At 69.3% G+C, this 26,117-nt stretch carries 27 protein-coding genes; 10 read left to right on the top strand and 17 right to left on the bottom strand.

What is annotated here, in order from left to right; genetic code table 11:
- Positions 1-109: 109 nt before the first annotated feature.
- A complete protein-coding gene (locus A33M_RS01350; RefSeq protein WP_008382625.1) occupies positions 110-340 on the top strand; it encodes a hypothetical protein in 231 nt (76 codons plus the stop codon).
- Positions 341-475: 135 nt separating this feature from the next.
- On the opposite strand, the gene A33M_RS01355 is transcribed toward A33M_RS01350, so the two are convergent.
- The 6 genes from A33M_RS01355 to A33M_RS01380 form a co-directional block, all read right to left on the bottom strand.
- The gene (locus A33M_RS01355; RefSeq protein WP_008382627.1) at positions 476-865 is read right to left on the bottom strand and encodes a DUF4431 domain-containing protein; all 390 of its coding nucleotides are present in this window, start codon (positions 863-865) and stop codon (positions 476-478) included.
- A 104-nt stretch (positions 866-969) separates the two neighbouring features.
- The gene (gene tldD, locus A33M_RS01360; protein ID WP_008382628.1) at positions 970-2,391 is read right to left on the bottom strand and encodes a metalloprotease TldD; all 1,422 of its coding nucleotides are present in this window, start codon (positions 2,389-2,391) and stop codon (positions 970-972) included.
- 208 nt (positions 2,392-2,599) lie between these two features.
- Positions 2,600-2,956, bottom strand: coding sequence for an XRE family transcriptional regulator (locus A33M_RS01365; protein WP_008382629.1), 357 nt, complete (start codon positions 2,954-2,956; stop codon positions 2,600-2,602).
- Between the two features lie 36 nt (positions 2,957-2,992).
- Positions 2,993-3,358 carry a type II toxin-antitoxin system RelE/ParE family toxin gene (locus tag A33M_RS01370; RefSeq protein ID WP_008382630.1) on the bottom strand — a complete coding sequence of 122 codons (366 nt, stop codon included), beginning with the start codon at positions 3,356-3,358 and terminating at the stop codon, positions 2,993-2,995.
- A gap of 228 nt (positions 3,359-3,586) precedes the next feature.
- Positions 3,587-3,850 carry a YbdD/YjiX family protein gene (locus A33M_RS01375; RefSeq protein ID WP_008382631.1) on the bottom strand — a complete coding sequence of 88 codons (264 nt, stop codon included), beginning with the start codon at positions 3,848-3,850 and terminating at the stop codon, positions 3,587-3,589.
- Positions 3,843-5,924, bottom strand: coding sequence for a carbon starvation CstA family protein (locus A33M_RS01380; RefSeq protein ID WP_008382632.1), 2,082 nt, complete (start codon positions 5,922-5,924; stop codon positions 3,843-3,845). The genes A33M_RS01375 and A33M_RS01380 overlap by 8 nt, the downstream gene beginning before the upstream one ends.
- Positions 5,925-6,359: 435 nt before the next feature.
- Between A33M_RS01380 and A33M_RS01385 the strand changes: the two genes are divergently transcribed.
- Positions 6,360-8,174: a gamma-glutamyltransferase family protein gene (locus A33M_RS01385; protein WP_040618834.1), complete on the top strand. Its 1,815-nt coding sequence runs from the start codon at positions 6,360-6,362 to the stop codon at positions 8,172-8,174.
- A gap of 117 nt (positions 8,175-8,291) precedes the next feature.
- Here A33M_RS01385 and rquA (A33M_RS01390) read toward each other — a convergent pair whose 3' ends face one another.
- Entirely contained in the window at positions 8,292-8,987 is a 696-nt protein-coding gene (gene rquA, locus A33M_RS01390) for a rhodoquinone biosynthesis methyltransferase RquA (protein ID WP_008382635.1), read from the bottom strand.
- 203 nt (positions 8,988-9,190) lie between these two features.
- Positions 9,191-9,928 (bottom strand): rhodoquinone biosynthesis methyltransferase RquA, encoded by a 738-nt coding sequence (rquA, locus tag A33M_RS01395; protein ID WP_008382636.1) that lies wholly within the window; start codon positions 9,926-9,928, stop codon positions 9,191-9,193.
- A gap of 339 nt (positions 9,929-10,267) precedes the next feature.
- On the opposite strand from rquA (A33M_RS01395), the gene A33M_RS01400 reads away from it, so the two are divergent.
- Complete coding sequence (locus A33M_RS01400) at positions 10,268-10,999, top strand: CBS domain-containing protein (RefSeq protein ID WP_008382637.1); 732 nt, start codon at positions 10,268-10,270, stop codon at positions 10,997-10,999.
- A 434-nt stretch (positions 11,000-11,433) separates the two neighbouring features.
- On the opposite strand, the gene A33M_RS01405 is transcribed toward A33M_RS01400, so the two are convergent.
- Positions 11,434-12,333, bottom strand: coding sequence for a polysaccharide deacetylase family protein (locus A33M_RS01405; RefSeq protein WP_202801753.1), 900 nt, complete (start codon positions 12,331-12,333; stop codon positions 11,434-11,436).
- Positions 12,334-12,559: 226 nt separating this feature from the next.
- Between A33M_RS01405 and ptsN the strand changes: the two genes are divergently transcribed.
- A complete protein-coding gene (ptsN, locus tag A33M_RS01410; protein ID WP_040618836.1) occupies positions 12,560-13,018 on the top strand; it encodes a PTS IIA-like nitrogen regulatory protein PtsN in 459 nt (152 codons plus the stop codon).
- 49 nt (positions 13,019-13,067) lie between these two features.
- Positions 13,068-13,604, top strand: coding sequence for a GNAT family N-acetyltransferase (locus A33M_RS01415; protein WP_202801754.1), 537 nt, complete (start codon positions 13,068-13,070; stop codon positions 13,602-13,604).
- A gap of 174 nt (positions 13,605-13,778) precedes the next feature.
- Here the strand turns inward: A33M_RS01415 and A33M_RS01420 are convergent, their stop codons facing one another.
- Together A33M_RS01420 and A33M_RS01425 are read right to left on the bottom strand one after the other, a co-directional pair.
- Positions 13,779-14,045, bottom strand: a complete 267-nt coding sequence (locus A33M_RS01420) for a DUF1150 family protein (RefSeq protein ID WP_008382643.1) — start codon at positions 14,043-14,045, stop codon at positions 13,779-13,781.
- A gap of 92 nt (positions 14,046-14,137) precedes the next feature.
- A complete protein-coding gene (locus A33M_RS01425; protein WP_040618837.1) occupies positions 14,138-14,563 on the bottom strand; it encodes an Hsp20 family protein in 426 nt (141 codons plus the stop codon).
- Positions 14,564-14,947: 384 nt separating this feature from the next.
- Between A33M_RS01425 and A33M_RS01430 the strand changes: the two genes are divergently transcribed.
- The 3 genes from A33M_RS01430 (at position 14,948) to A33M_RS01440 (ending at position 17,329) form a co-directional block, all read left to right on the top strand.
- Positions 14,948-15,874 carry a ketopantoate reductase family protein gene (locus A33M_RS01430; protein ID WP_008382645.1) on the top strand — a complete coding sequence of 309 codons (927 nt, stop codon included), beginning with the start codon at positions 14,948-14,950 and terminating at the stop codon, positions 15,872-15,874.
- A 413-nt stretch (positions 15,875-16,287) separates the two neighbouring features.
- Entirely contained in the window at positions 16,288-16,881 is a 594-nt protein-coding gene (locus tag A33M_RS01435) for a DUF1236 domain-containing protein (protein ID WP_008382646.1), read from the top strand.
- Positions 16,882-16,972: 91 nt separating this feature from the next.
- Positions 16,973-17,329: a hypothetical protein gene (locus A33M_RS01440; protein WP_008382647.1), complete on the top strand. Its 357-nt coding sequence runs from the start codon at positions 16,973-16,975 to the stop codon at positions 17,327-17,329.
- A gap of 124 nt (positions 17,330-17,453) precedes the next feature.
- Here the strand turns inward: A33M_RS01440 and A33M_RS01445 are convergent, their stop codons facing one another.
- From A33M_RS01445 to A33M_RS01455, 3 genes are all read right to left on the bottom strand, one after another.
- Positions 17,454-17,906, bottom strand: coding sequence for a hypothetical protein (locus A33M_RS01445; protein WP_157223281.1), 453 nt, complete (start codon positions 17,904-17,906; stop codon positions 17,454-17,456).
- A 560-nt stretch (positions 17,907-18,466) separates the two neighbouring features.
- Positions 18,467-19,435: a caspase family protein gene (locus A33M_RS01450; protein WP_008382650.1), complete on the bottom strand. Its 969-nt coding sequence runs from the start codon at positions 19,433-19,435 to the stop codon at positions 18,467-18,469.
- 419 nt (positions 19,436-19,854) lie between these two features.
- A complete protein-coding gene (locus A33M_RS01455; protein WP_008382651.1) occupies positions 19,855-20,073 on the bottom strand; it encodes a hypothetical protein in 219 nt (72 codons plus the stop codon).
- 389 nt (positions 20,074-20,462) lie between these two features.
- Between A33M_RS01455 and ettA the strand changes: the two genes are divergently transcribed.
- Complete coding sequence (gene ettA, locus A33M_RS01460; RefSeq protein ID WP_040618841.1) at positions 20,463-22,115, top strand: energy-dependent translational throttle protein EttA; 1,653 nt, start codon at positions 20,463-20,465, stop codon at positions 22,113-22,115.
- Positions 22,116-22,387: 272 nt separating this feature from the next.
- Here the strand turns inward: ettA and A33M_RS01465 are convergent, their stop codons facing one another.
- Together A33M_RS01465 and A33M_RS01470 are read right to left on the bottom strand one after the other, a co-directional pair.
- On the bottom strand, positions 22,388-22,792 hold the full coding sequence (locus A33M_RS01465; RefSeq protein ID WP_040618896.1) for a type II toxin-antitoxin system HicB family antitoxin: 405 nt from the start codon (positions 22,790-22,792) through the stop codon (positions 22,388-22,390).
- A gap of 14 nt (positions 22,793-22,806) precedes the next feature.
- Complete coding sequence (locus A33M_RS01470; protein WP_008382654.1) at positions 22,807-23,013, bottom strand: type II toxin-antitoxin system HicA family toxin; 207 nt, start codon at positions 23,011-23,013, stop codon at positions 22,807-22,809.
- Positions 23,014-23,217: 204 nt separating this feature from the next.
- Between A33M_RS01470 and A33M_RS01475 the strand changes: the two genes are divergently transcribed.
- Complete coding sequence (locus A33M_RS01475) at positions 23,218-23,790, top strand: TIGR00645 family protein (RefSeq protein WP_202801755.1); 573 nt, start codon at positions 23,218-23,220, stop codon at positions 23,788-23,790.
- 57 nt (positions 23,791-23,847) lie between these two features.
- Here A33M_RS01475 and A33M_RS01480 read toward each other — a convergent pair whose 3' ends face one another.
- Positions 23,848-25,668 carry a B12-binding domain-containing radical SAM protein gene (locus tag A33M_RS01480; protein WP_008382656.1) on the bottom strand — a complete coding sequence of 607 codons (1,821 nt, stop codon included), beginning with the start codon at positions 25,666-25,668 and terminating at the stop codon, positions 23,848-23,850.
- Positions 25,669-26,117: the final 449 nt, after the last annotated feature.

Here is a 26,117-nt window from a genome sequence, read left to right on the forward strand (position 1 = left end):
GGCGGAGGAAACGGTGGCCGAACGCCGCGGCGGCGCGTTTCGTCAGGGAAGTCTCGAGCATTGCGGCCGCGAAATCGGAGAGACGGCTGCACCAGCGCGGAGATCCGCCATGGAGCTTACGACCGGACTGACGGTGGCCTGGCTCGACGCGGTGCGTCGCGCCCAGTCGGACACGGCCCAGCGCCTGCAGGCGCAGTTGCCGCAGGCGGCCGCCTCCTACGAGGACCGCACCCTCACCGACGTGATCGAGCGGGCGGTGGAGAGCGGCGGCGCCGAGCCGCCCCCCGAGAGCCGGGTGCCGACCGACGGCCGCGGAAAGCTGGTCGACGTGAGGGTGTGATCCTCGCAGGCCAGCGGTGCGAGGCGAAGAATACCAACAGAGCGAAACGATGACCTCGTCCTTCGAGACGCACTCCTGCGGAGTGCTCCTCTGGACGAGGCCCGACTCCGTCGCCGTTCGGACGGCCGCCCGGCCTCAGCGCGGCGCGATCGACGACACCATCATCACGATCGGCGCGTGGTGATGCGCGGTGTGGGCGCCGAACGGCGTGCCCTCGACCACCACGATCTTGCCCATCAGCCGCTCGAAGCGCGGCGCCAGATCCTGCTCGGCCGGGGCGACGTGCAAAGTCTCGGCCTTCTCGACCCGGTCGAACTCGTCCGGGCCGGTCAGGCAGGCCGGCTCGTCCAGCACCAGGATCCAGGCGCGCTCCGGCCGCCCGGCCGCATCGTGGAACATCTCGTTGACGAGCTTGCCCGCGATCCGCGCGGCACTTTGCGAGTCGAGGCAGTCGGCGGCGCGCGCGGGATGCGCGGCAGCGAGAGACAGGACGGCGGCGAGGGGAAGTAGCTGCGTCGCGCGCATGGCGTTGCCTCCGCTGTCTCGTGTTCCGCGACTATGATACCAACACGTGCAGAGGTCGCCAATATCCCGCAAGGTCGCCCCCGGCGGCAGCAGCGCCGCCGGCGTCAGGCGCCGGTCCCGCCGACGGTGATGCGGTCCATCCGCAGCGTCGGCTGGCCCACCCCGACCGGCACGCCCTGGCCGTTCTTGCCGCAGGTGCCGACCCCCTGATCGAGCGCGAGGTCGTTGCCGATCATCGAGATCCGGTGGAGGTCGGTCGGCCCGTTGCCGATCAGCATCGCCCCCTTCACCGGCGCGCCGACTTTTCCGTCCTCGACGAGATAGGCCTCGGTGCACTGGAAGACGTACTTGCCCGAGGTGATGTCGACCTGCCCGCCGCCGAAGCTGACGAGATAGAGCCCCTTCTTCACCGAGGACACGATCTCCTCCGGCTCGCGGGTGCCGGCCAGCATGCAGGTGTTGGTCATCCGCGGCATCGGCACGTGGGCATAGCTTTCGCGCCGCCCGTTGCCGGTCGGGCTCATCCCCATCAGCCGGGCGTTCTGCCGGTCCTGCATGTAGCCGACCAGGACGCCGTTCTCGATCAGCACGGTGCGGTTCGACGGCGTGCCCTCGTCGTCGATCGTGATCGAGCCGCGGCGCGCGCCGAGCGTGCCGTCGTCGACCACGGTGACGCCGTCGGCGGCGACCTTCTGGCCCATCAGCCCGGCGAAGGCGGAGGTCTTCTTGCGGTTGAAGTCGCCCTCTAGGCCGTGGCCGACCGCCTCGTGCAGCATCACGCCGGGCCAGCCGGGGCCGAGCACGACGTCCATCTCGCCGGCCGGCGCCGGCACCGATTCGAGATTGACCAGCGCCTGCCGCACCGCGTCCTCGGCCGCGCCCTGCCACGCCTCGACCGCGACGAACTGCTCGACCGTCGAGCGACCGCCATAGCCGTGGCTGCCGGTCTCCTGGCGGTCGCCCTCGCCGACCACGACGGACACATTGACGCGCACCAGCGGACGGATGTCGCGGAAGCTCGCGCCGTCCGGCCGGACGATCTCGACCACCTGCCAGGAGGCGGCGAGACTGGCGGTGACCTGGCGCACCCGCGGGTCTTTTGCGCGCGTGTAGGCGTCGATCGCCTCGAGAAGCTTCACCTTGTCGCCGAAGGCGAGGCCGGCGAGCGGGTTCTGGTCGGTGTAGAGGCGGACATTGGTGCGGGCGGGGGCGCCCGCCAGCGTGCCGGAATAGCCGCCCTTGACGGCGCGCACCGCATCGGCCGCGCGCGCGATCGCCTGTTCCGAGAGGTCGGACGAATGGGCGTAGCCGACCGCCTCGTCCTTCACGGCGCGCAGCCCGAAGCCCTGGTTGGTGTCGTAGGTCGCCTGCTTGAGCCGCCCGTTGTCGAACAGGAGCATCTCGGACTGCCGGTACTCGAGATAGAGCTCGCCGTCGTCGGCGCCGTCGAGCCCGCGGCCGATCAAGGTGCCGATGGTCGCGCGGTCGAGACCGGCACGGTCGATGAGGGAGGTCGTGGCGGGCATGGCGGCTCTTTCGTTGCGTGCGGGTGTGCGTCGAACATAGTGGCTCTCGGCCGTGCCCGCGAGGGGGATCGGCGGCCGCGGGTGGGGCCGGAGTGAGGACCTCGCCATGATACCCGAACGGCCGAAGAACCGGCGAAGGCACTCGGCGCGAGGGCAGGACGCAAAGGCGTGCCGATGCGGGGTGCTGCGCCCTCCTGCAATCGTCTCTCTACCTCTTGGTCCGAGGGGCGGCTGTCGTCCGAGCCGTCGGGGCGATCTCGCCGAGCGACCGCAGCCGGATCGGCGGGCGGGACGGAAGCCGGACCACCAGCTCCAGCTCGCCGCCGATCGCTTCGACGAAGCTCCGCAGCGTCGACAGATACATGTCGGTCTGCTTTTCGATCTTCGACACCGAGGGCTGGGTGATCTCGAGTGCGGCGGCGATGTCCGCCTGCACCTTGCCGGTGACGCGCCGCAGCTCCTGCAAGCTCTCGACCTCGTCCTTCAGTTCGCGGAAGCGGGAGTCGACCCGCCGCTGCCGGGTTTTGGGTAGCGAGGCGAGAACATCGTCGAGCGTGCGGGCCATGGTCCGAATCCCTTTCCGAGTTCCCTGTGTCCCGGCTCATCCTCGTCCGGTTCCGGCGAGCCGCGCGAGATGGGCGGCATAACGCCGGTCGGCCTTGGCGATCAGGGCTCGATAGAAACGCCTGCCACCGACCCCCGCTTTGTCGCCGGCGACGAGAAGGATCGCATGGCGTCGGGGGTCGAACGCGAAAGCGATCCGCCAGACGCCGCCGTCCGCTTCGAAGCGGAGCTCCTTCATGTTCGCGTAGGTCGAGCCCGCCAGGGTGTCCACATGCGGCCGCCCGAGCCGCGGACCGTACTCCGCGAGCAACTTGGCCGAAGCCAGCAGCGCATCCTGGACACCATCGGCCAGCGTCTCGAATTCGCGATCGAAGACATCGTCGAAGACGACCGTCCATGCCATGTATAGCCTCGGAGCTATATCGCGTCAATGCGCGATGCTCGGGCAGGCGAGAGAGGCGCGCAAGCCGTGCGATGTCTCGAAGCCGCGTGCGAATGGACGCTGCGCTCTCCGCACGAAAAAAAACGGCCCCGTCGCCGGGGCCGCCAGGTCTCTCCTCGTCGCGCGTGAGCCCGAGCGTGAGCCCACGAGTGGGCCCGCGAGCGGAACCACCAGTGGGACCACGAGTGGTCAGCAGCAGCGGAAGCGGCCGCCCTTGCCGAACCCGTAGCGGGCGTCCTGGCGCTCGCGGAAGAATTCTTCGTAGGTCATGATCGGCTCGCCGGGATGGGTTTCCCGGCGGTGCGCGACATAGGTGTCGTAGTCGGGCACGCCGACCATCAGGCGGGCGGTGCGCACCGCCCACCCCATGATGCCGAGCGTGCCCTGCTCGGCCGCCGGCGCGCTCGCGCCGGCGGGGTCGTTGCGATCGAGCTGCCGGCCGGCCTCAGGCACGGACCGTCCTCCCGCCGAGGTCGCCGACCTCGGTGGCGGTGATGCGGATGGTGCCGAGCGCCTTGCGGATCGAGGCGATGCCGAACACCAGCATGGCCAGCACCACCGCGACGAAGGCGGCGGCGAGCGCCATGTCCACATAGTCGTTGAACACCACCCGGCTCATCTCCTCGAGGGTCTTGGCCGGCGCCAGGATCTTGTTCTGCGCCAGCGCGTCGCCGAACATCTGGGCGTGCGCCAGGAAGCCGATCTTCGGGTTCGGATGGAAGATCTTCTCCAATCCGGCGGTGAGCGTGCAGATCAGCAGCCACGCGGTCGGCACCATGGTGACCCAGGCGTAGCGCTCGCGCTTCATCTTGAACAGCACGACCGTGCACATGGTCAGCGCGATCGCCGCCAGCATCTGGTTGGAGATGCCGAACAGCGGCCACAGCGTGTTGATGCCGCCGAGCGGATCGATCACGCCCTGGTACAGGAAGTAGCCCCAGCACATCACCGCGAGCGCCGAGCCGATCAGGTTGTTGACCCAGCTCTCGGTGTTGCGGAACGGCGTGATCACGCTGCCGACCATGTCCTGGATCATGAAGCGCGCCACCCGCGTGCCGGCATCGACGGTGGTGAGGATGAACAGCGCCTCGAACAGGATCGCGAAGTGGTACCACAGGCCCATCAAGGCCTTGCCGCCGATCAGGCCGGACAGGATGTGGGCCATGCCGACCGCGAGCGTCGGGGCGCCGCCGGCGCGCGACAGCACGGTGTGCTCGCCGACGTCGGAGGCCATCTGGGTCAGCATGTCGGGCGTCACCACGAAGCCCCAGGTGCCGATCACCTGCGAGGCCTGCTCGACCGAGGTGCCGATCAGGCCGGCCGGGCTGTTCATCGCGAAATAGACGCCGGGCTCGATCACGGTGGCGGCGATCAGCGCCATGATGGCGACGAACGACTCCATCAGCATGCCGCCATAGCCGATCAGCCGGATCTGGCTCTCGTTCTCGATCATCTTCGGGGTGGTGCCCGACGAGATCAGCGCGTGGAAGCCCGACACCGAGCCGCAGGCGATGGTGATGAACAGGAACGGGAAGAGGCTGCCGGCCCACACCGGCCCGGTGCCGTCGACGAACTTGGTGATCGCCGGCATTTTCAGGTCCGGCTGGACGATCAGGATGCCGATCGCGAGCAGGCAGATGGTGCCGACCTTCAGGAAGGTCGAGAGATAGTCGCGCGGCGCGAGCAGCAGCCACACCGGCAGCACCGAGGCGACGAAGCCGTAGCCGATGATCGCGATCGCCAGCTGCTTGCCGTTCCAGGTGAACCACTGGGCGAGCTCGGGCGTCTGCGACACCGTGCGGCCGAACAGTAGCGCGGCCATCAGGAGGACGAAGCCGATGATCGACATCTCGGCGATCCGCCCGACCCGGATGAATCGCGTGTAAATGCCCATCAGCATCGCGATCGGGATGGTGCAGACGACGGCGAAGGTGCCCCACGGGCTGCCGACCAGCGCCTTCACGACCACCAGCGCCAGCACGGCGAGCAGGATGATCATGATGAGCAGCACGCCGACCAGCGCGATGCCGCCGGCGACCGGACCCATCTCGGCGCGGATGATGTCGCCGAGCGAGCGGCCGTCACGCCGCGTCGAGAAGAACAGGACGGTCATGTCCTGCACGGCGCCGGCAAAGACGACGCCCGCGAGGATCCACAGCGTGCCGGGGAGATACCCCATCTGTGCCGCCAGCACCGGGCCGACCAAGGGGCCCGCGCCGGCGATCGCCGCGAAATGGTGGCCGAACAGCACGTACTTGTTGGTCGGCACGTAATCGAGCCCGTCATTGTGACGGTGCGCCGGGGTTTTGCGCTCGGGCTCGACGCCGAGCACGCGGTCGGCGATGAACTGCGCGTAGAAGCGGTAGGCGACGAGATAGGTGCAGACCGCGGCGACCACCAGCCAGGCGGCGTTGATGCTCTCGCCCCGGTGCAACGCGACGATCCCGAGCGAGACGGTGCCGAGCACCACGATCAGAGCCCACAGGGCCCAGTGCCCTCTGGGGTTGCTGCGCACGAGTGTCGTCATGGATGTCCTCCTGGCCTCGGACGGGATGCCCGAGCGCGGATCGGTCCGCAACCGTCGGTGTGAAGAAACGCAACAAAAGATCGACCGGGCTGCCTATCAAGAAAGACAACCGGCCTGAAGTCGGACGAATCCTTACTAAATTATTCGCGGAAAAGAATATTGTCAGGGTTGTATCGTGCAATGATGCAACGATTCGGAGGGATCGGAATAGCTTTTCTCACCGGCTGAGGATCACGAGGTTGTGTTCGTGAAACCCCGGTTTCCTCCCGTTTCGTGGTAGCCCGACCCGGGCCCGGCCGGCGCGCCATCGGCGGCCCTCGTGGGCCGCTCGGGGCGGGCCATTGGCGGGGCGGCGCAGCTGTGGTCAAGTGCGCGCCGTCGCGCGGTACCGCCTCCGGCCGTGCCGCCATTCCCCCGAAATGCCCGGAACCGGCCATGAGCACGCACCCCCGTCCCTTCACCACCCGGCCCGAGATCGAGGGCACCTTCGGGGTCGTCGCCTCGACCCACTGGATCGCCACCGCGGTCGGCATGGCGACGCTCGAGAAGGGCGGCAACGCCTTCGACGCGGCGGTCGCCACCGCCTTCGTGCTGCAGGTGGTCGAGCCGCATCTCAACGGGCCGGGCGGCGACGTGCCGATCCTTCTGCACGACGTGCGGCGCGGCAAGACCGAGGTGATCTGCGGGCAGGGCCCGGCGCCGTCGGCGGCGACCATCGCCTATTATCGCGGGATCGGCCTCGACATGGTGCCGGGCACCGGGCTCCTGGCGGCCTGCGTGCCGGGCACCTTCGAGGCCTACATGATGCTGCTCGGGCAGTACGGCACGATGCGGCTTCGCGACGTGCTGGAGCCGGCGATCTCCTACGCCCGCAACGGCCATCCGCTGGTCGAGCGGGCAAACGCGACCATCGCCTCGGTGGCGCCGCTGTTTCGTCAGCACTGGCCGACCTCGGCGGCGCTGTGGCTGCCGGGCAACGAGGTGCCGGCGACCGGCACGCTGTTCGCCAATCCGGTGCTCGCCGACACCTATGGCCGGCTCCTGAAGGAGGCCGAGGCGGGCGGCGGCGGCCGCGACGCCGAGATCGCGCGGGCGAAAAAGATCTGGTCGCAGGGCTTCGTGGCCGCGGCGATCGATCGCTTCTGCCGCACCACCAAGGTGATGGACACCTCCGGCGAGCGCCATCGCGGCCTCTTGTCCGGCCACGACATGGCGACCTTCCGGGCCCGCATCGAGGCGCCGGTCACCTACGACTACGGCCGCTACACGGTGTGCAAGGCGGGTTTTTGGTCACAAGGCCCGGTGATGCTGCAGCAGCTCGCGCTCCTGAAGGGCTTCTCGCTCGATGGTCTCGATCCGGCGGGGCCCGACTTCGTCCATCTCCAGGTCGAGTGCGCAAAGCTCGCTTATGCCGACCGGGAGGCGTTTTACGGCGATCCGGAGGTCGCGAAGGTGCCGACCGACGTGCTGCTGTCGGACGCCTACAACGACGCGCGCCGCAAGCTGGTCGGCGCCGAGGCCTCGCTCGAGCAGCGGCCCGGCACGATCGACGGGTTCGGCGCGGCGGTGAAGGTGCGGCAGGCGCGTGCGGGCGGCACGGCGGGCGCCGGCGAGCCGACGGTCGGGCGGATCGGCACGCGGGGGAGTGATCCCGTGCCCGGCGAGGTGCGTGGCGACACCGTGCATTTCGACATCGTCGACCGCGACGGCAACATGGTCTCGGCGACGCCGTCGGGCGGCTGGCTGCAGTCGTCGCCGACCATCCCGGACCTCGGCTTTTGCCTGGGAACGCGGGCGCAAATGTTCTGGCTGGAGGAAGGGCACCCGGCGGCGCTGGCGCCGGGCAAGCGGCCGCGCACGACGCTGTCGCCGACCATGGCGCTGCGCGACGGCGAGCCCTATCTCGCCTGGGGCACGCCGGGCGGCGACCAGCAGGACCAGTGGTCGACCCAGCTCTTCCTGCGGCACGTCCATGCCGGCCTGAATTTGCAGGAGGCGATCGACGCTCCGGCCTGGCACAGCGAGCATTTTCCGGGGTCGTTCTGGCCGCGCACCGCGCGTCCCGGCGTTCTCGTCGTCGAGGAGCGCTTGCCGGAGGCGACCCGTGCCGAGCTGGAGAAGCGCGGCCACGTGGTGGAGGTCGGCGGTGCGTGGTCGGAGGGGCGGCTCACTGCGGCTTCGCGCGACGGCGTGCGGCGGCGCGCCGCGGCCAATCCGCGCGGCATGCAGGGCTACGCCGCCGGTCGGTGACCCGCGGCAAAATTTCGGTGTTCTCTGATCGTCTCGGCGGCTCGGCCGCCGGGACGTCTCGATGCCCGTCGCGTCGGCGCCGTTGTGTTTCGGCGCCGGTCGTGTCGGCGGCGCGCGTCAGCGCGTGATCACGAGCTTCTGGAAGTAGCCGCCGAAATACTGCCGGCGCGGCCATTCGCGCTCGGACCACGGGGCCGGCATCCAGCTGGTCAGTGGCTTCTTCCACAGGTCGAGCGCGAACGGCTCGAGCACGGCGAGCAGCGGCTTGAACCAGTAGCGCCACGGGTGCCACCACTCGGGCTGCGCGAAGTCGATGATCACCACCGTGCCGCCCGGCTTCACCACCCGGAAGATCTCGGCGAGCGTGCGCTCGCGATACTCGTCCGGCTGCTCGTGGAACAGCAGATAGACGATCGCCCGGTCGTAGCTCTCGTCGGCCAAATTGAGGTCGGAGGCGTCCATGTTGAGGAGGCGCACCGGCGCGTCGGCCTTCAGCTTGCGGCGGGTGTTGCGCAGCTGCGCCGGCACGATGTCGATCACGTCGAGCCGGCCACCGCCGGCGGCGGCCCGCTCGGCGAGATGCGGCGTCAGGTCGCCATAGGCGCACGCCACCTGCAGCGTCTGGCCCGGCAGCGTCTCGCCCAGCTCGTCGAGCGCGGCATTGCGCAGCTTCGCGTAATTGCCCCACAGGATGAAGTTGATGATCGGGTCGTGATCGAAAAAGCGGATCGCGTTCGGGTGGATGTAGGCCCACCAATAATGCCGCTGGAGATAACGCGGAATCGAGAGGGTGGGGGCCTTGGCGCTATCCACCGGCGAACCGGCCTCGGTTCGCGCCGGGGCCGGCGTACGTACTGCAGCAGTCGGCATCTTCGGTAACCTCGAAACGGGCGGGGAGTCCCCCAGAAAATCCTGTCCCCTCACCTCGACCATCGCATCCGCCCCGACGCAACACCTTGATAAAAAGCAAGAGTCGGTTCCCGCAGGGCCGACGGGCAAAAATGGCGGATCGCCGCTCAACAGGCGAGAACGAGCTTTTGATAAAGGCCGCCGAAATACGAGCCGCGCGCCACCGGGCGGGCGCTCGTGGTCTCCGGGATCCAGGTGGTGATGTCGTCGCGCCACAGATCGAGCGCGAACGGTTCGAGCACGGCCAGCAGCGGCTGAAAAGTCCAGCGCAGCGGGTTCCACCAGCGCGGGCGCGCATAGTCGACGATGACCACGCGGCCGCCGGGCTTCACCACCCGCAAGGCCTCGGCGATGGTGCGGCGACGCCACTCGGTCGGCTGCTCGTGCAGCAGGAAGAACAGCACGACGCGGTCGTACGTGTCGTCCGGCAGCTCGAGCGCCGCCGAATCCATCTCGAGCAGGCGGGCCGGAGCGTCCGGCGCGAGCTTGCGGCGCAGATTGGCGAGCTGCACCGGCAGCACGTCGACGATGTCGAGGCTGCCGTCGCCGGCCGCGACCCGGTCGGCGAGGTGCGGTGTCAGGTCGCCATAGGCGCAGGCGATCTGCAGCGTGCGGCCGGGCAGCCGGTCGCCCAGCGCGTCGAGCGCGGCGTCGCGCAGCCGGCCGTAATTGCCCCAGAGAATCAGGTTGGCGAGCCATTGCCGCTCGAACACCTTGATGGCGTTCGGGTGCACATAGGCCCACCAGTAGTGGACATCGAGATAGCTCGGCACCGGCGGCGCCCCGAGCCCGAGCTCGCCGAGCTCGCCCCGTGGACCGTTCGACGCCGCAACCGCTCTATCCATGTCGTGCTCTCCTGGTACGCCCGGCCGGGCCATCGAAGCCATGTCGCATAGCACACGCGATCGCGGCGCGACATCCTCGCTTCACGGTCCCGTTGTCGCGCAATATCGACGATCGTACCGTCCGGATCGGCCGCCCGGCCAGCGGAAATCGGGGGAATATTCCTCCGCGAGAGGCGCGCCCGTCACAATTCGTCCCCACTTGATTAGAGGGGGAGTATTCATGGGGGCGTGTCGATGGGAGAGGCCGGCGCCGGTGGCGCGGGCAGGGCTCCGCCGCTCGGGCGCCTCGCCTCCGTCGCGCCGAAGCAGCCGGGATCCGGACGGAGAGGAGGACCTGCGATGAAAGCCTGCGATGTGATGACGAGCCGGGTCGTGTCGATCCGCCCCGAGGCGACCGTCGAGGAGGCGGTTCGACAAATGCTCGACAACCGCATCAGCGGCCTGCCGGTGGTGGACGGCGAGGGCGACTTGGTGGGCATCGTCACCGAAGGCGACTTCCTGCGCCGCGCCGAGACCGGAACCTGCCGCAAGCGGCCGCGCTGGCTCGAGATCCTGATCGGCCCGAACAGCCTCGCCAAGGATTATGTGCGCTCGCACGGGCGCAAGGTGGAGGAGGTGATGACGCGCGACCCGGTCACCGTGACCGAGGACACCACGCTCGACGCGATCGTCTCGATCATGGAGCGGCGGCGGGTCAAGCGGGTGCCGGTGGTGCGCGGCCGCGAGGTGGTCGGCATCGTCAGCCGCGCGAATCTTCTGCACGCGCTCGCCAGCGTCAGCCGGGACATGCCGCCGGCGGCGGCCAGCGACGCCGACATCCGCCAGCGTGTGCTCGACGAGCTGGCCGGCCAGCCATGGGCGCCGGTCGCCCTGGTCGACGTGGTGGTCAAGGACGGCGTGGTGGAGCTGTGGGGCAGCATCACCGAATCGAAGCAGGCGGCGGCGATGAAGGTGTGCGCCGAGAACGTGCCCGGCGTGAAGGACGTGGTGAGCCACCTGTCGTGGATCGAGCCGATGTCCGGCCTCGTCATCAGCGACAACACCGAGCACGGGCCGCGCAGCGGGTCGTGACCGCGGGCTCGCCCGGGCTCTGTTTCATCGCGCAGTCCTGTATCGGAAGGGCCCGCTCGCGCGGCGCAGTGTGGCGACCAGGCGCCGCTCGCGCGGCGCAGTGTGGCGACTAGGCGCCGCTCGCGCGGCGCAGTGTGGCGACTAGGCGCCGCTCGCGCGGCGCATGGCTGCGTTGCCGGAATGCATGCCGGATGGCCGGACGGGAAGAGAAAAGCCCCGGCCGCGCAGGCCGGGGCGAAGGTTCACGATCTCGCTGCGAGGCCGGGCGTCGTTTGCAGCGGCACTCATACCACGGCGACAGAGTCCGACCTCGTCCTGAAGGAGCACTCCGCAGGAGTGCGTCTCGAAGGACGAGGCCACGGTGCGGGCCTCATCCTTCGAGACGTCGCCTTCGGCGACCCTCGGGATGAGGTCGTAGTTTCCTGCCGCAGGACTCACTCGGCGGCGGCGGCGGGAGCCTGCAGGCCTTCGTACCAGTCGAGGATCTGCTCGCCGTTCCAGTGCAGCACCCCCTCGAACCGGTTCACGTACGCGTAGATCTGCTCGAGATACTTGATCCGGTGCGGCTGCCCGCTGATGTAGGGATGGATCGCGATCGCCATGAATTTCGCGCGGTCCTTGCCCTCCTCGTAAAGCCGGTCGAACTGGTCGATCGCGCGCTCGAGGAACTGCTTGCTCTCGTGGTGCTGGATCGCCATCAGCGTGATGTCGTTGAGCTCCACGGTGTAGGGCAGCGTCACCAGCGGCCCGTGGGTGGTGCGGATGGTGGTCGGCTCGTCGTCGTGCACCCAGTCGGCGATGTACTTCACGCCGGCCGCCTTCAGGAGGTCGGGCGTCTCCAGCGTCTCGGTGAGGCCCGGGCCGAGCCAGCCGACCGGCGGCTTGCCGGCGAAGCGGCCGAGCACCTCCTGGGTGCGGGCGATCATCTCGGCCTGGTTTTCCCACTTGTGCATGGGCATCTGATCGTAGGCGTGGCCCATGAACTCCCAGCCGAGCCGCTTCGCCTCCTCGGCGACCCGCGGATAGGCCTCGCACAGGCGTCCGTTGGCGGCGAGCGTCGGGCGGATGCCGAGCCGCTCGTAGAGCGAGAAGAATCGCCACGCCCCGACCCGCATGCCGTATTCGTGCCAGCTCCAGTGCGGCACGTCGGGCAGCAGCTGCACCCCGGTCGGGGCCGGCAGGGCCTGGCGGGGCATCGGGCGGGAGATGTCCCAGACCTCGTAATTGACGATGGACCAGACGACGATGCGGGCGCCTCCGGGCAGCTTCAGCGCGGGACGATCGACGATCGCGGAATAGTCGCATCGCTCGCGTGGCAGCATGGGAGATGTCATTCTCGACCCTCTTCTCTGTTGTCCGCGTCTCACCGTTCCGCTCCGGTCCGGCAAAGTCAACGCACGCCGGCCGCAGGGCAGAGGCGCCCCCTGGTGGGGCGAACGGCGCCGTTTTCGCGCGGGGGGCGGGGCTATTGACGTGCCCGGGAGGGCTCCTTATCGTCCGCGCCGCCATGGCGCCCCAGGGCGAGCGCCGAGCCCCCTTTCCCCCGTATCGGACCGATCCATGCCGTTGAATGATCTGATTGCGCCGCAAGCGGTCATTCCGGCGCTCAAGGTCAACACCAAGAAGCAGGCGCTGCAGGAGCTCGCCGAGCGGGCCGCCGAGCTGACCGGCCGCACCGAGCGCGAGATCCTCGAGGTGTTGATGCAGCGCGAGCGGCTCGGCTCGACCGCGATCGGCAGCGGCATCGCCATCCCGCACGGCAAGCTGCCCAAGCTCGACAAGCTGTTCGGCCTGTTCGCCAGGCTCGACCGGCCGATCGACTTCGAGGCGCTCGACGGCCAGCCGGTCGACCTCGTCTTCCTGCTGCTCGCCCCCGAGAGCGCCGGCGCCGACCATCTGAAGGCGCTCGCCCGCATCGCCCGCATGCTGCGCGAGCCGGAGATCACCCGCATGCTGCGCGACTCGCACGACCGCGAGGCGCTCTATGCGGTGCTGGCGCTGCCGCCGCCGATGGCATGAGGTCGGCCGTCGCGCGCGCCACGACCGGCGGCCTCGCCGGCCGGTCGACGTGAGCCATCCCCCCGCCGTGCCGATTCGCCAGGGTGTCGCCGCCGAGATCGACCGGCTCCGGGAGATCGAGAGGCTGGCCGCGACCCGCTTCCTCGCCACCCCGTTCGCCGCCGTCGCCGGGCACGCGGCGACCGCCGCGGCGGTGCTGGCCGATCGGATCGCGGCCGGACGACTGCTGGTCGCGACCGATCGGGACGCCGACACCGCGATCGGCTTCGTGATGGTGCGGCCGGTCGATGCCGGGGCCTATATCGAGGAGATCGACGTGCTGCCCGCCCATGCCGGGCGTCGCATCGGCGCCGCGTTGATCGCGCGGGTCGCCGCGCTCGCGGGCGAGCGGGGCTGGTCGGCGCTGCTGCTGTCGACCTTTCGGGACGTGCCGTGGAACGCCCCCTATTATCGCCGGCTCGGCTTCGCCGCGCTGGAGGATGCCGATCTGTCGCCGTCGCTGCGCGAGATTCGCGCGCAGCACGTCGCGCGGGGGCTCGACGAGGGCTCCCGCGTCTTCATGCGGCGCGATCTGCCGTGCCGGTGATCCGACGGGGACCCGCCGCGGCGAGCGTTTCGGGAAATAAAAAAGCACGATGCCCGGCGCACGGGCCGGGCACGGTGGTGGTGGGATCGTCCCATCGGGCGGCCCGGCGATGGACGGGTCGGTCGACGGGGCCGGGGGTCGCCCGCCCCGCCGACCGGTCGGCCGACCGGTCGGTCAGTGCACGCTGACCGCCTCGAGCTCCTGGCTCCAGGCATTGGCGACCGCCGCCTCGCGGCTGTCGGTGATCATGATCGGCGTGCCGTCGGCGGCGTGCAGGGCGAACAGCTGCATGCCCGGCGCCACCTGGGGCGCTTGCGGAAACAGGGACGGCAGATCCTCGGAGCGGATCGCCTTCACATAGGCGATGCGGCCGTCGCCGAGATGGGCCAGCGCCTCGAGAGAGATGCCGGGGTTGCGGGTGGTGGTGGCTTCGTTGGTCATGGCCCTCGACTCCTCGTTCTTGTTGCTGTGCCGAGTCCTTTGCGGGACCCTCGGACGGACGAGCAGCGTGCCTTTCGGATCACTCCTGCGGGTCACTCCTGCTCGGAGATGGCGATCGACCGGACCACGCGCTCGGGTTCCGGGCGTGCGAGGTCGACCGACAGCAGTCCGTTCTTCAGGTCGGCGCCCAATACCTCCATCCCGTCAGCCAGCAGGAACGTGCGCTGGAACTGCCGTGCGGCGATGCCGCGATGCAGATACTGGCGTGCCTTGTCCTCTTGCTGGCGGCCGCGGATGAAGAGCTGGTTCTCCTCCACCGTGACGTCCAGCTGCTCGCGGGTGAAGCCGGCGACGGCGAGCGTGATGCGCAGCCGTTCGGCCTGACCCTCCGCCCCGCCGATCCGCTCGATATTGTACGGCGGATAGCCGTCCGCGGCCTTGGTGACCCGGTCGAGCGCCCGCTCGATCTCGTCGAATCCGAGCAGGAAGGGGCTGGAAAGCGAGGACACACGCGTCATGTCAAAGTCCTTGGTCAGCGACTTTGGGGGTTTTGGAGCCCTTGCGGCGCTCCAGCCCGGGCCGGTGGTACGATCGGCCCACCGCGGCCCGGACCTCCAAGATATGGGCAAAAGTTTTAAGCGTTCAAGAACGCCGGGCCGCCCCCTGCCTGCGGCGGATTAGCGGTTGCGGCCAAGGGTTTCGCGCCGCTCGGCGGCGCCGCTGCCGGACGCCTCCCGGCGCCGGCGGCGGCAGGCCCGAGGGCTCGCGACCGCGCCGCCGCATGCGCGGCGAGCGGCACGCCCCCTGTCGCCCGGCCGGGCGGTGGAGTAGAGGCATTTTCGACCGCCGCGTCGTGACGGTCGTGCCGGTGTCGGAAGCGTCGGAAAGTCGGAGAGAAGCGCATGCGGATCGCGGTGATGGGAGCCGGCGGGCTCGGGGGCTATTACGGGGCGAGGCTCGCCAAGGGCGGCGCCGACGTCGTGTTCGTCGCCCGCGGCGCGCATCTCGACGCCATGAAGGCGAACGGGCTCACGGTCGAGAGCACGATCGAGTCGTTCGCGCTGCCGCGGGTGACCGCGACCGACGACCCGGCCTCGATCGGCGGGCCGGTCGACGTCGTGCTGTTCACCGTCAAGCTGTGGGACACGGAAGCCGCCGCCCGCGCGATCCTGCCGATCGTCGGGCCGGACACGGCGGTGCTGTCGCTGCAGAACGGCGTGCAGAAGGACGACATGCTGCGGCCGATCCTCGGCGAGGCGCCCGTGATGGGGGCGATCGCGCAAATTTCCGCGGCGGTGCCGCGGCCCGGGACCATCACCCAGGTCGGGCAGATGCAGCGGCTCGCCTTCGGCGAGTTCGACGGGCGGGTGTCGCCGCGCGCCGAGGCCTTTCTCGAGGCCTGCAAGGCCGGCGGGGTCGCCGCCGAGATCAGCCCCGACATCACCCGCGAGATCTGGCAGAAGTTCGTCTTCCTGGTCGGCCTTTCGGCGACCACCTGCGCCACCCGCTGCACCATCGGGCCGGTGCGCACCAATCCGCACACCCGCGCGCTGCTGCTCGGCGTGATGGAGGAGGTGGTGGCGGTGGCGCGCGCGAGCGGCGTGTCGATCGCCGAGGATTTCGCCGCCGACCGGCTCGCCTTCGTCGACACGCTGCCCGCGGAAATGGTCGCCTCGATGTATCACGACCTCGCGGCGGGGCGGCGGCTCGAGCTGCCGTGGCTGTCGGGCGGGGTGGTCGATCTCGGCGCCGCGGTCGGCGTGCCGACGCCGCTCAACAAGGCGATCCGCGACGTGCTGATCCTGCACACCGCCGGCCGCCTCGCCTGAGGGGCTCGCCCCCTCGGATCGCGGCTCGGAGGTCCGGGCCGGAAGGCTGCGGCGGCGAGAAACCGAAGGTACGATGCCCGGCACGAGTGCCGCACGAGTGCCCCCCGCATCGCCTCTCCGCTCGCGGTCTCCATCGGCTCGTCCGCGGCTCCTCGCGAACGAGGCCGGTGGCGCGAGGGAGAGGCGCGCGGCGGCCGGCGGAGGCGGAGGCGTTCGTTCGGCCGGACCGCCTCGGGGGCACGGACGGCTCGGCGTTCCGGCCCCCTGCTCGCCAATGCGGGCGTGCGCGGCTTCGTTCCTGTGTCTCGTCGCCGACCCCGGGCATTCGACCGCCGACGCCTCGGCTTTCGGCGGCAACCTCTGCCGCGCCACCGCGTTGCCGTCACGGGAAAAACGGCGAGCGGAGAACCGTCATGGACACCTCGCGCGGCGGCGGGGCGGAGCCTCCGAGGCAGGACCGCCCGGCGGAGGATCGCCAGGGCACGCGGCGATTGATGATGGGCGGCGCGGTCGCCGCGGTGGTGGTCGGCGTGGGCCTGCTCGCCTGGATGGTGTTCGGGCAGTTCGACGCGCAGCAGTCGACCACCGACGCCACCGGCCCGCGCTTCGGCCAGCAGGAAGGGACGAGCGAGGCCGGCCGCACGCAGAAGCCGCCGTCCGCCCGGATCGGCGCGGCGCCCGACCCGATCACCGTCGGCCGCAACGAGGCGATCTCCGCCACCGCCTCCGACCGCATCTCGCTCGCGCCCGAGCAGCGCAAAGCGATTCGCGACTACGTGATCGCGCGGCCGGAGGTCCGGGCCGCCAGCGTGCCCTTCACGGTGGCGATCGGCGCGACGGTGCCGCGACAGATCTCGCTGCACGACGTTTCGCCCGGCCTCGACCAGGCGCTGCCGGAGTATCGCGGCGACCTCTTCCTGGTGGTCGGCGACCGCTTGGTGGTGGTGGAGCACGGAACCCGCCGGATGGTGGCGATCGTGCCGGACGTGCTTTCGGACGGCGGCTGAGACCGTCCCACGCGGTTAACGAATTCTCGAGGAGCCCGTGCAACCCTCGATACGATCGGCCGCGGGGGTCGGTCCGCTTCTCGGTGGTCCGATGCAGCAGAGCACGCCCAAGGCTGCGAAAACCCGGCCGAGCCAGGCTCGGCGGATCGCGCTGGTCTCGGTGATCATCGTCGCGACGGTGGTGCTCGGCGTCGTCGTCCGGCAGCACTTCGTCACCCCGACCGCCCCGGTGCCGGGGCCGGAGCGCGACCCGCAGGCCCATGTCGGCACCGTGCGGCTGTGGCCGGACCCTTCCGGCCTCTGCCCGCAATTCCGCTTCGACAACGATTCCGGGGTGATGACGCCGAACGGCGTGGTGCCGTGCACCGATCCGCCGCCGTCGCCCGGCGCGTCCGGCGGCATGCCGGACCGGATCGATTCGATCCGCGAGGGTTTTCGCCGGCGCTGACCGGCGCCGGCGCGCCCCGCACTCGCCGAGCGGAGCGCGCACCGGATCGGCAGCGGCGAACGACACCACCGCAGCCGGCCTGCGCCGGCCGCGGAGAAAACGTCGGGGCGCGCCGCTCGGCCGATCAGAAGATCCAGAGGATCAGGATCAGCAGCACCACCAGGCCGATCAGGAAATACTTCTGCTTGGCGGCGAAGGCGAACAGGCCGGGCTTGATGTCGATCCACAGGATCCGGAGATCGGCGAGCAAGACCTTGGAATAGGCCTGGGTGAACTCCATCGCGTGGTCGACGATCGACTTCGGCGGCTGGGGCTTTTTCAGCGGCTCGTAGCCCGGCGGCGTGTCGGCGGCCGGCTCGACCCGGGGCGGCTCGGCCCGATGCGGCGCGGACCGGTACGGATCGGGGGTCGGCTCCACCTCGACCACCGTCTCGTGCACGCGCACCGGCTCGGGCTTTGCGGCGGGCGGCGGCACCGGATCGGCGGCGACCGGGCCGGTCTCGGGCGGCACCGGGTCGGAGACCGTCTCGGCCGGCGGCGGGCTGACGGTCGGTTTCGGCGAGGTCGGGTCGGACATGGTCGGATGCTCCTGATGCGGCATCGTGAATGGCGATCGACGCCGGCCGAGGCGCGGCGATCGTGAGGCGGCCGGTGCGGCGTGCCGCGGGCCGATGGTGTGGCCTGCCGCGGGTCGACGGTGCGGCGTCGCGCGGACGAGCGGTCGGGCGGCGGTCGAACGGTAACGAGGTGGCGCGTCGTTCGTGTGGCAGCCGACGCTCGGCCGTCTCGCGGCGCGCGCGTCGGGGCGGTCGAGGTCGCGGGTCCACAGCGCACACGCGTTCAATGTCGCCACCGCACCGGGGGTCGAGAAAACAACGTGCCCGGACGGTCGGCCCTGCAATATCGGACGGCCGCTGGCGGGCCGGCGGACCGGTCCGCCGCCTGACACGACGCGCGAGCATTGTGCGCGCGATTCGAGAGGACCCGTCAAGGCGCACCACGCCGCCGGCGCCCGTCGTCCACCGGCCCGATGTCGCGCGCCCCGAAAAACGGGAACGAGCCGGCGCGGCGGCCGGCTCGTCCATCGGTCTCTCGGGTCGCGAAAGCCGCGAGCGGCCGCGAGCGGCCGGGAGCGGCTCAGCGCGCGCTCTGGCGGGTGGTCGGCGTGCCGGGCTCGCGGAAATACAGGTCGTCGGTCATCGCGGAAAACACCGCCGGCACCTGCGCCCCGCCGCTCGCCTTGGCGACCGCGATGCGGGTGCGGTTGAACGCCTGGTCGGCGCTGGTGCCGGGGGCGTGGATTTGGCCGATCAGCTCGCGCACGAACAGGCTGGTGTCGCCGGACGTTTCCTCGACCACCGTGCCGGGGGCGGCCGAGGTGAGCACCAGGGTGCCCTCGGGGCCGGCGATCGGCGCGAGGCCGGAGGAGTAGCCGCGCAGGCGCCGCTCGAACGGGTTGCGGCGGGCGGCATCGAGCACGACGAGCTTGTTGGCGGCGCCGCGGGTGTTCATCTCGGCGACCAGCGGGTCGAGCGCGATGCCGTCGCGCTTGACGTCCTCGGGCCGCCAGATCTGGGCGTCGACCGGGATCAGGTAGCTCTCGCGGCCGAGCTGCACGCCGTGCCCGGCGAAGAACAGGAGCGCGGTGGCGCCGGTCCGGATCTTGGCCTCGAAGCGGGCGATCGCCTGCGACAGCCCCTGCTTGGAGAGGTTTTCGCCGAGCTCGACGTCGAAGCCGTGGCTCTTCAGCTCCTCGGCGAGCGCGCGGGCGTCGTGCCGGGGGGTGGCGAGCGGCGCGTCGCCGTCCGGATAGGCGGCGTTGCCGATCACCAGCGCGACCTGCGGCGGCACCGCGGTGGCGGCCTCGGGGGCGGCGGTGGACGCGGCAGCGGCCGCCGTGGAATCGCCTGCGTCGCGCGCCGACAGCGCGGCGACCCGCCGGCTGGCGGCCCGGTCGGTGCTGTGGTCGGCGGCTTGGTCGGCGGTTTGGGCCGGCGCGCTCGTCTCGCGCGGCTGGCCGAATGCCGGGCCGATGATTGCGGTCGACACGAGCATCGTGCTCACCAGCACGAGCGCCGCGGCACCGGCGAACGTCGCGGTCCGCATGTCTCCTCCGAACGTGTTTCGTATGGTCGCCGGGGCCATACGAAGAATTCGGCGAAATGGCAAGCAATTCTGAATCGTGACCCGATTGCGGCGATGCGATGGCTGCGGTGAATCGAAGTATTGTTGCGTGTAACGAATTTTAAACCACAGAAATATTCGAGCAAGCCGCGTGTGTACTGGCCGACTGAATTGAAGAAGGGGCGATTCCTCGGGCCACGACACGAATCGTCGGCAAGTCGAAGACGCGAGACCGGCCGAGGTTTTCCAGCCTCGTCTCGGCCGGTCCGACATCGCTGCGAGGACGGTGCGGCTTTTGCTGCGGCGCAACAATGGCCGGGCGGGGGATCAGGCTCTCACCGCCCGGTGGCATCCTCCGCGACTACGCCCGGCGGGCGGCGAGGGTGGCCGACGTCGTCGCGTCAGATCCGGATGCGGATGCGGGCGAGCCGCGGCCGCGCCGTGCGGTCGGGCCGAATCACCAGATGCTGCACGGTGTTCTTCTCGCGCCATTTCGGGCCGGGGCCGCGCATGTAGTGCCGCTCCGGCCGATAGCCGCCGAACAGGTCGGCGGCGAGCGAGCGCCAGGCGGCCAGGAGCGTGTGTCCGAGCGGAGGGGCCGACTTCTTGGAGACGGTCATGGCGCACTCCATCCTTCGTGCGGCCGAAACCGGCTTTCTGCCGGTGAAGGGTCGCTGTTGTCGCAACATGCGATTTTGTACGTCACGATCGCTAAAATCCGGTTCACGGCCGTCCGCGATTTCGCGCGGATCGAAGCGGCGTTAACGTCCGGTTACCGGGAGGCGTGCCGGAGAGCGCCGGCCGAGCCACGGACGGCACCTTGCGCGGCGGCACGCCGGCGAACCGTGAGCGACATCACGAAGGGGACTGCCGGCGCCGGTCGGCGCAAGGCGGCGGCGCCCGGCGGCGAACGACGGCGGCGGATGGTGCGATCCGGCCGGCTTGCCCTTTGCCTCGCCGCTCGCTACATCAGCGAAAATCCCGACAACCCGGCGACAACGAGGCGGCAATGGCCCGGCAGTTCATCTACCACATGCAGGGTCTGACCAAGACCTATCCGGGCAACCGCAAGGTGCTCGAGAACATCAATCTCTCGTTCTATCCGGACGCCAAGATCGGCGTGCTCGGCGTCAACGGCGCCGGCAAGTCGACGCTGCTGCGCATCATGGCGGGGATCGACACCGAATACACCGGCGACGGCTGGGTCGCCGAGGGCGCGCGGGTCGGCTATCTGCCGCAGGAGCCGAAGCTCGATCCGGAACTCTCGGTGCGCGAGAACGTGATGCTCGGCGTGGCGGCGAAGAAGGCGATTCTCGACCGCTACAACGAGCTGATGATGAACTACTCGGACGAGACCGCCGACGAGGCGGCCGCGCTCCAGGACAAGATCGACGCGCAGAATCTGTGGGACCTCGATTCTCAGGTCGAGCAGGCGATGGACGCGCTCGGCTGCCCGCCGGACGACGCCGACGTGACGAACCTTTCGGGCGGCGAGCGCCGCCGCGTCGCGCTGTGCAAGCTGCTGCTCGAGCAGCCCGAGCTCCTGCTGCTCGACGAGCCCACCAATCATCTCGACGCCGAGACGGTGAACTGGCTCGAAGGCCATCTGCGCACCTATCCGGGCGCGATTTTGATCGTCACCCACGACCGCTACTTCCTCGACAACGTGACCGGCTGGATCCTCGAGCTCGATCGCGGCCGCGGCATCCCTTACGAGGGCAACTATTCCTCCTGGCTGAAGCAGAAGCAGAAGCGCCTCGAGCAGGAAGGCCGCGAGGAGGAGACTCGCCAGAAGACGCTGGCCCGCGAGCAGGAGTGGATCGCCGCCTCGCCGAAGGCCCGTCAGGCCAAGAGCAAGGCGCGGTACCAGCGCTACGAGGACTTGCTCGCAAAAGCCAACGAGAAGGCGCCGACCACCGCCCAGATCGTCATTCCGGTGGCCGAGCGTCTCGGCCAGAACGTGATCGACTTCGAGGGGCTGACCAAGGGTTTTGGCGACCGCCTTCTGATCGACGATCTCACCTTCTCGCTGCCGCCCGGCGGCATCGTCGGCGTGATCGGCCCGAACGGCGCCGGCAAGACCACGCTGTTCCGCATGATCACCGGCCAGGAGCAGCCCGACAAGGGCACCATCACGGTGGGCGACACCGTGCATCTCGGTTATGTCGACCAGTCGCGCGAATCGCTCGACCCCGCGAACACCGTGTGGGAGGAGCTGTCCGGCGGGCTCGACCTGTTGATGCTCGGCAAGCGCGAGGTGAACAGCCGCGCCTATTGCGGTGCCTTCAATTTCAAGGGCGCCGATCAGCAGAAGAAGGTCGGCAATCTTTCGGGCGGCGAGCGCAACCGCGTGCATCTGGCGAAGATGCTGAAGTCGGGCGCCAATGTGCTGCTGCTCGACGAGCCGACCAACGACCTCGACGTCGACACGCTGCGCGCGCTCGAAGAGGCGCTGGAGGATTTTGCCGGCTGCGCCGTGATCATCAGCCACGATCGCTGGTTCCTCGACCGCATCGCCACCCATATCCTCGCCTTCGAGGGTGACAGCCACGTCGAGTGGTTCGAGGGAAATTTCCAGGACTACGAGAAGGACAAGATGCGCCGGCTCGGCACCGACACCATCATCCCGCACCGGCTGAAGTACAAGAAGTTCACCCGCTGACGGGGCGGGCGGCCGGGCTCGGCCCGGCCTCGTGGGAAGCGACCGGATCGGTCATCGGCCGAGGCCGGTGCTGCGTGGCGGCGAAAGCGACCAGCCGGACCGCGGCCGATGCCTCGTACCGGCGCGCGATTGCAGTGACTTTCTCCTCATGGTGAGGAGCGGCCGAAGGCCGCGTCTCGAACCATGAGGCCGCCCTCGCCCTTCGAGACGCACTCCTGCGGAGTGCTCCTCAGGGTGAGGCGGAGAGAGGTCCTTTGGAGTGCACGCCGGTATCAAGCGCCGAGCTTCGCCTTGGCGGCCGCGGCGAGAAAGTCCGAGCGTGACAGGCCGGCGCGCTCGGCGGCGCGGTCCACCGCGGCGATCAGCTTTTCGTCGAGCGCCACGTCGAGCGGCACGATTTTGTTGCCGGACAGATCGACCGGCAGCGCGACGATCATCCCGCCCTCTGCATCGTCCCGGAAGACGGGATCGGCCTTGAGCCGGTCGAGGCTTCGCGGGGTCGGAACGGGTTCGCCGTCCTCCAGTAGACTGTCGATATAGGCGGCGAGCGCCGCCGCGCCACGGCGGAGCACGTCGTCGAGGTCGTCGCCCGCCGCGATGCATCCCGGAAAGTCCGGGAAGGCGATGCCGTAGACGCCGGCTTCCTCGTGAACGATCGCGATCGCATGTGTCGTCATGCCGGTCTCCGCCGTCACCACTCCCAACCCGCCATCCGGTAGATCGCGCGGAGCGTCCCGATCGGGATCTCCTTCTTTCCCGGATCGACCACCACGCGTCCGGTCCGGGTCGGATGGCGAAACACGATATGGTCCCCCTTGCCGGGCCGGCCGATCCAGCCGTCCTGCTCGAGCCGGCGGATCAGCGCCCGCGTTTCGTAGAGGCGAGGGGTGCGCGCCATCGCCCGAGCATAGGAGTCGTCGTGTTCGCCCGCAATGCGGGTGGGCCGAGCCGTGGCGCTCGATGCCAGCGAAGAACGGGCCATGTCCCCTTCCGCCACCCTGCGGCGAAACGTCTCCGGCAGCGCGCAGAGCGTTTCCTATATTGAAGCTCGCGATTGCGCCGCCGGCTTCATTTCGAGCGGCTTGCCGACGACGAGGACGAGATGACCGAGACGACCCGAATGCTGGACCGCGCCGACGCGGTGGCGTTCAAGGAATTGAAGCCGCTGCCGGCGCTGATCTTCGGATCGCGCTGGCTGCAGCTGCCCCTCTATGTGGGGCTGATCGTGGCGCAGGGCGTCTATGTGGTGCTGTTCCTGAAGGAGCTGTGGCACCTGGTGGCGCACTCGTTCGACTTCACCGAGCAGCAGATCATGCTGCTGGTGCTCGGCCTGATCGACGTGGTGATGATCTCGAACCTTCTCGTGATGGTCATCGTCGGCGGCTACGAGACGTTCGTGTCGCGGCTGCGGCTCGAGGGGCACCCCGACCAGCCGGAATGGCTCAGTCACGTCAATGCGAGCGTCTTGAAGATCAAGCTCGCGATGGCGATCATCGGCATCTCGTCGATCCATCTCTTGCGCACCTTCATCGAGGCCGGCGGCCTGTCGTCGGCGCGCGCCGCGGTCACCACCGAAGGCGTGATGTGGCAGACCATCATCCACTGCGTGTTCATTCTCTCGGCGATCGGCATCGCCTATGTCGACCGCCTGAGCCAGCCGCCCGAGGGGCACTGACGCACGCCGCCTGCGGCTGCGTGGCACTCGTGCCCGCGATGCGCGTCGCCGCCCGGCTCAGGCGCCGTGCGGCGGCGTCGCGGCCTCCGTTTCGCGTGTGACGGCGACGCCTTTCTCACGTGCGGCGGCGAGCCGGTGCTGGGCATCGACGAAATCGCGCGCGGCGGCGGTGCCGAACAGCGCGGCCTCGCCGTCCGCGTCGTCCCAGTCGCTGGTCGCGCGGTCGGAATAGGCGCCCTTGTTCGGGTCGTGCTTGATGCCGAGATAGATCCGCCGCAGTCGCAGATACAAAAGCCCGAGCTTCACGAGCTTCGACGCGGTGTGCGCCCAATACCGCGGATAGAACGTCACCGCCGGCTCGAGCGCAAAACCCGGCCGCCGGTCGCGCCGGAATTTTCTGCGCAGAAAGCCCGCCTCGAGCGGGTGGATCTTCTCGAAATCGATCGAGCCCTTGAACCACGTGATCAGAAACAGCGCATTGGAGGCGTTGCCGCCGCTCGCCGCCACCCGTTTCATGATCGTGGTGATGTGCTCGGTCGTGTAATAGTGCCGCCAGGCGTCGAGATAGACGGCGTTCCAGTCGGCCTCCGACATTTTGGGGTGCGCCGTGCAGACGTGATTGAGGTCGTACTTGTTGAGGTCGGGATCGAGCGGCGTGCCGGCCCGCACCAGTTTTTGGTGATCCTCCGAGCCCGGCAGCGGCGTGAGATAGAAGAACTCCAAGAGATCGACCGGCAGCTCGCGCTTGATGGTGTCGATGTCGCGGCGGATCGACTCCGGCGTGTCGTTGGGGAAGCCGAGAATGTAGCCGGCATAGGTGATCACCCGCACCGCCTTCCAGGCGAGCAGCATCTTGCGATACTCGGTGATCTTGTTCTGCCGCTTCTTGGCGCCGGCGAGATTTTCGGGGCTGATGTTCTCGAGGCCGATGAACACCCGCCGCACGCCCGCCCGCGCGCACTTCTCCACGAAGTTCGGCAGCTTGTGGCACAGCGTGTCGACCTGGATGATGAAGCCGATCCTCAGCTTCTCCACCTCGCGCAGATGGATCAGCCGGTCGAGGATCGGCTCCCAGTCCTTGTTGCGGGCGAAATTGTCGTCGGTGATGAAGAAGCTGTGCAAACCCTGGGCGTAGTTGGCGCGGACGATCTTTTCCACGTCGTCGGGCGAGCGGCGGCGCGAGATGCGGCCCTGCACGTTGATGATGGTGCAGAACGAGCACTGGTAGGGGCAGCCGCGCCCGGCGTCGAAGGTGGTGGCGCCGCCGGCGGTGCGCCGCACGCGCTCGGCCGAGAGAATCGGGATCGGCGCGCCGGCGATCGAGGGCAGGTCGCGCATGTGATCGTAAATCGGCGCGAGCGTCCCGGCATAGGCGTCGCGCAGCACCGCGTCGAGCCGGCCTTCCGCCTCGCCGGCGAACAGCGTGATGCCCATGTTTCGCGCGCGATCGAGGTCGGTGTCCTCGCCGCCCAGCATGCTGGTGACGCCCGACACGTGGAACCCGCCGATCGCGACCGCGATGCCGCGCTCGCGCAGCGGACGGGCGATGTCGAGCGCGCGCGGAAACTGGTTCGACTGCACGCCGACCAGCATCACCATGCCGGCGCCTGCCGTCTCGATCGCGCGGGCGACGCGGGCCGGGCGGATGCGCGTGTTGGTCTCGTCGAACGCCTGGATCTCGATCGCGACGTCCGGCCCGAGCACGTCGCGCGACGCGCAGTCGGCGGCGATGCCGAAAACCGCGGCGAGCGAGTTCGAGGGGATCGGCGAGCGCAGCCACTGAATCACGTAGCCGTCGTCGTCGTAGTGCGAGGGCTTGATCAGCACCAGGCAGAAGCGGTGGGGGCGGTCGGGGGTCGACGTTTCGGGCAATTGCACGTCCCATGGTTGTCGCACGGCATGCGGCGCCGGATACGGGCACTGCCGAACCCGCGAACGTGACGCCGTGCGGGCCGAGGTGTCAATCGCGTCCGCGAAATCGCGCCCGCCGCGCCCTTTCGTCAACCGAATCTTCACCGGCCACGCTCCGTTTCCGATTCGTGTTCCGAGACCGGAGCACGAACATACCGACGAAGCCCTCGCAAATGCCCGTCGCATGCGGCTTCGCGGATCTCGAGGATTTGTTAACCGCCCCCTGTCCGTTTCCGATTCGTCTGAAATCACGGAATGTTCCGGCGGGCGAGGCGGACCCTGCGGATCGTCGGACGTGACCGACGAGGTGGCGAGCGGGCATGGCGCGCCGCGTCTCCTCCGCCCACCGCAGGGCGCGTCGGGCGGCCGGTAATCTCGCGGTCTCCAAATTAAAACCTTGTTTACCGGCCTCTCTC

The sequence above is a fragment of the Rhodovulum sp. PH10 genome (genome assembly GCF_000293785.1).
Classification (GTDB): Bacteria; Pseudomonadota; Alphaproteobacteria; order Rhizobiales; family Xanthobacteraceae; genus Rhodoplanes.

Coding starts and splice junctions, on each gene's coding strand:
- A33M_RS01425 (WP_040618837.1), bottom strand. CDS start 14,563: ATGACGCGTGTGTCCTCGCTTTCCAGCCCCTTCCTGCTCGGATTCGAC.
- A33M_RS01455 (WP_008382651.1), bottom strand. CDS start 20,073: ATGACCGTCTCCAAGAAGTCGGCCCCTCCGCTCGGACACACGCTCCTG.
- A33M_RS01435 (WP_008382646.1), top strand. CDS start 16,288: ATGGACACCTCGCGCGGCGGCGGGGCGGAGCCTCCGAGGCAGGACCGC.
- A33M_RS01450 (WP_008382650.1), bottom strand. CDS start 19,435: ATGCGGACCGCGACGTTCGCCGGTGCCGCGGCGCTCGTGCTGGTGAGC.
- rquA (WP_008382636.1), bottom strand. CDS start 9,928: ATGGATAGAGCGGTTGCGGCGTCGAACGGTCCACGGGGCGAGCTCGGC.
- A33M_RS01465 (WP_040618896.1), bottom strand. CDS start 22,792: ATGACGACACATGCGATCGCGATCGTTCACGAGGAAGCCGGCGTCTAC.
- A33M_RS01420 (WP_008382643.1), bottom strand. CDS start 14,045: ATGACCAACGAAGCCACCACCACCCGCAACCCCGGCATCTCTCTCGAG.
- A33M_RS01350 (WP_008382625.1), top strand. CDS start 110: ATGGAGCTTACGACCGGACTGACGGTGGCCTGGCTCGACGCGGTGCGT.
- A33M_RS01405 (WP_202801753.1), bottom strand. CDS start 12,333: ATGACATCTCCCATGCTGCCACGCGAGCGATGCGACTATTCCGCGATC.
- A33M_RS01470 (WP_008382654.1), bottom strand. CDS start 23,013: ATGGCGCGCACCCCTCGCCTCTACGAAACGCGGGCGCTGATCCGCCGG.
- A33M_RS01430 (WP_008382645.1), top strand. CDS start 14,948: ATGCGGATCGCGGTGATGGGAGCCGGCGGGCTCGGGGGCTATTACGGG.
- A33M_RS01445 (WP_157223281.1), bottom strand. CDS start 17,906: ATGTCCGACCCGACCTCGCCGAAACCGACCGTCAGCCCGCCGCCGGCC.
- A33M_RS01380 (WP_008382632.1), bottom strand. CDS start 5,924: ATGACGACACTCGTGCGCAGCAACCCCAGAGGGCACTGGGCCCTGTGG.
- A33M_RS01365 (WP_008382629.1), bottom strand. CDS start 2,956: ATGGCCCGCACGCTCGACGATGTTCTCGCCTCGCTACCCAAAACCCGG.
- A33M_RS01385 (WP_040618834.1), top strand. CDS start 6,360: ATGAGCACGCACCCCCGTCCCTTCACCACCCGGCCCGAGATCGAGGGC.
- A33M_RS01400 (WP_008382637.1), top strand. CDS start 10,268: ATGAAAGCCTGCGATGTGATGACGAGCCGGGTCGTGTCGATCCGCCCC.
- tldD (WP_008382628.1), bottom strand. CDS start 2,391: ATGCCCGCCACGACCTCCCTCATCGACCGTGCCGGTCTCGACCGCGCG.
- A33M_RS01475 (WP_202801755.1), top strand. CDS start 23,218: ATGACCGAGACGACCCGAATGCTGGACCGCGCCGACGCGGTGGCGTTC.
- A33M_RS01370 (WP_008382630.1), bottom strand. CDS start 3,358: ATGGCATGGACGGTCGTCTTCGACGATGTCTTCGATCGCGAATTCGAG.
- A33M_RS01440 (WP_008382647.1), top strand. CDS start 16,973: ATGCAGCAGAGCACGCCCAAGGCTGCGAAAACCCGGCCGAGCCAGGCT.
- ptsN (WP_040618836.1), top strand. CDS start 12,560: ATGCCGTTGAATGATCTGATTGCGCCGCAAGCGGTCATTCCGGCGCTC.
- ettA (WP_040618841.1), top strand. CDS start 20,463: ATGGCCCGGCAGTTCATCTACCACATGCAGGGTCTGACCAAGACCTAT.
- A33M_RS01355 (WP_008382627.1), bottom strand. CDS start 865: ATGCGCGCGACGCAGCTACTTCCCCTCGCCGCCGTCCTGTCTCTCGCT.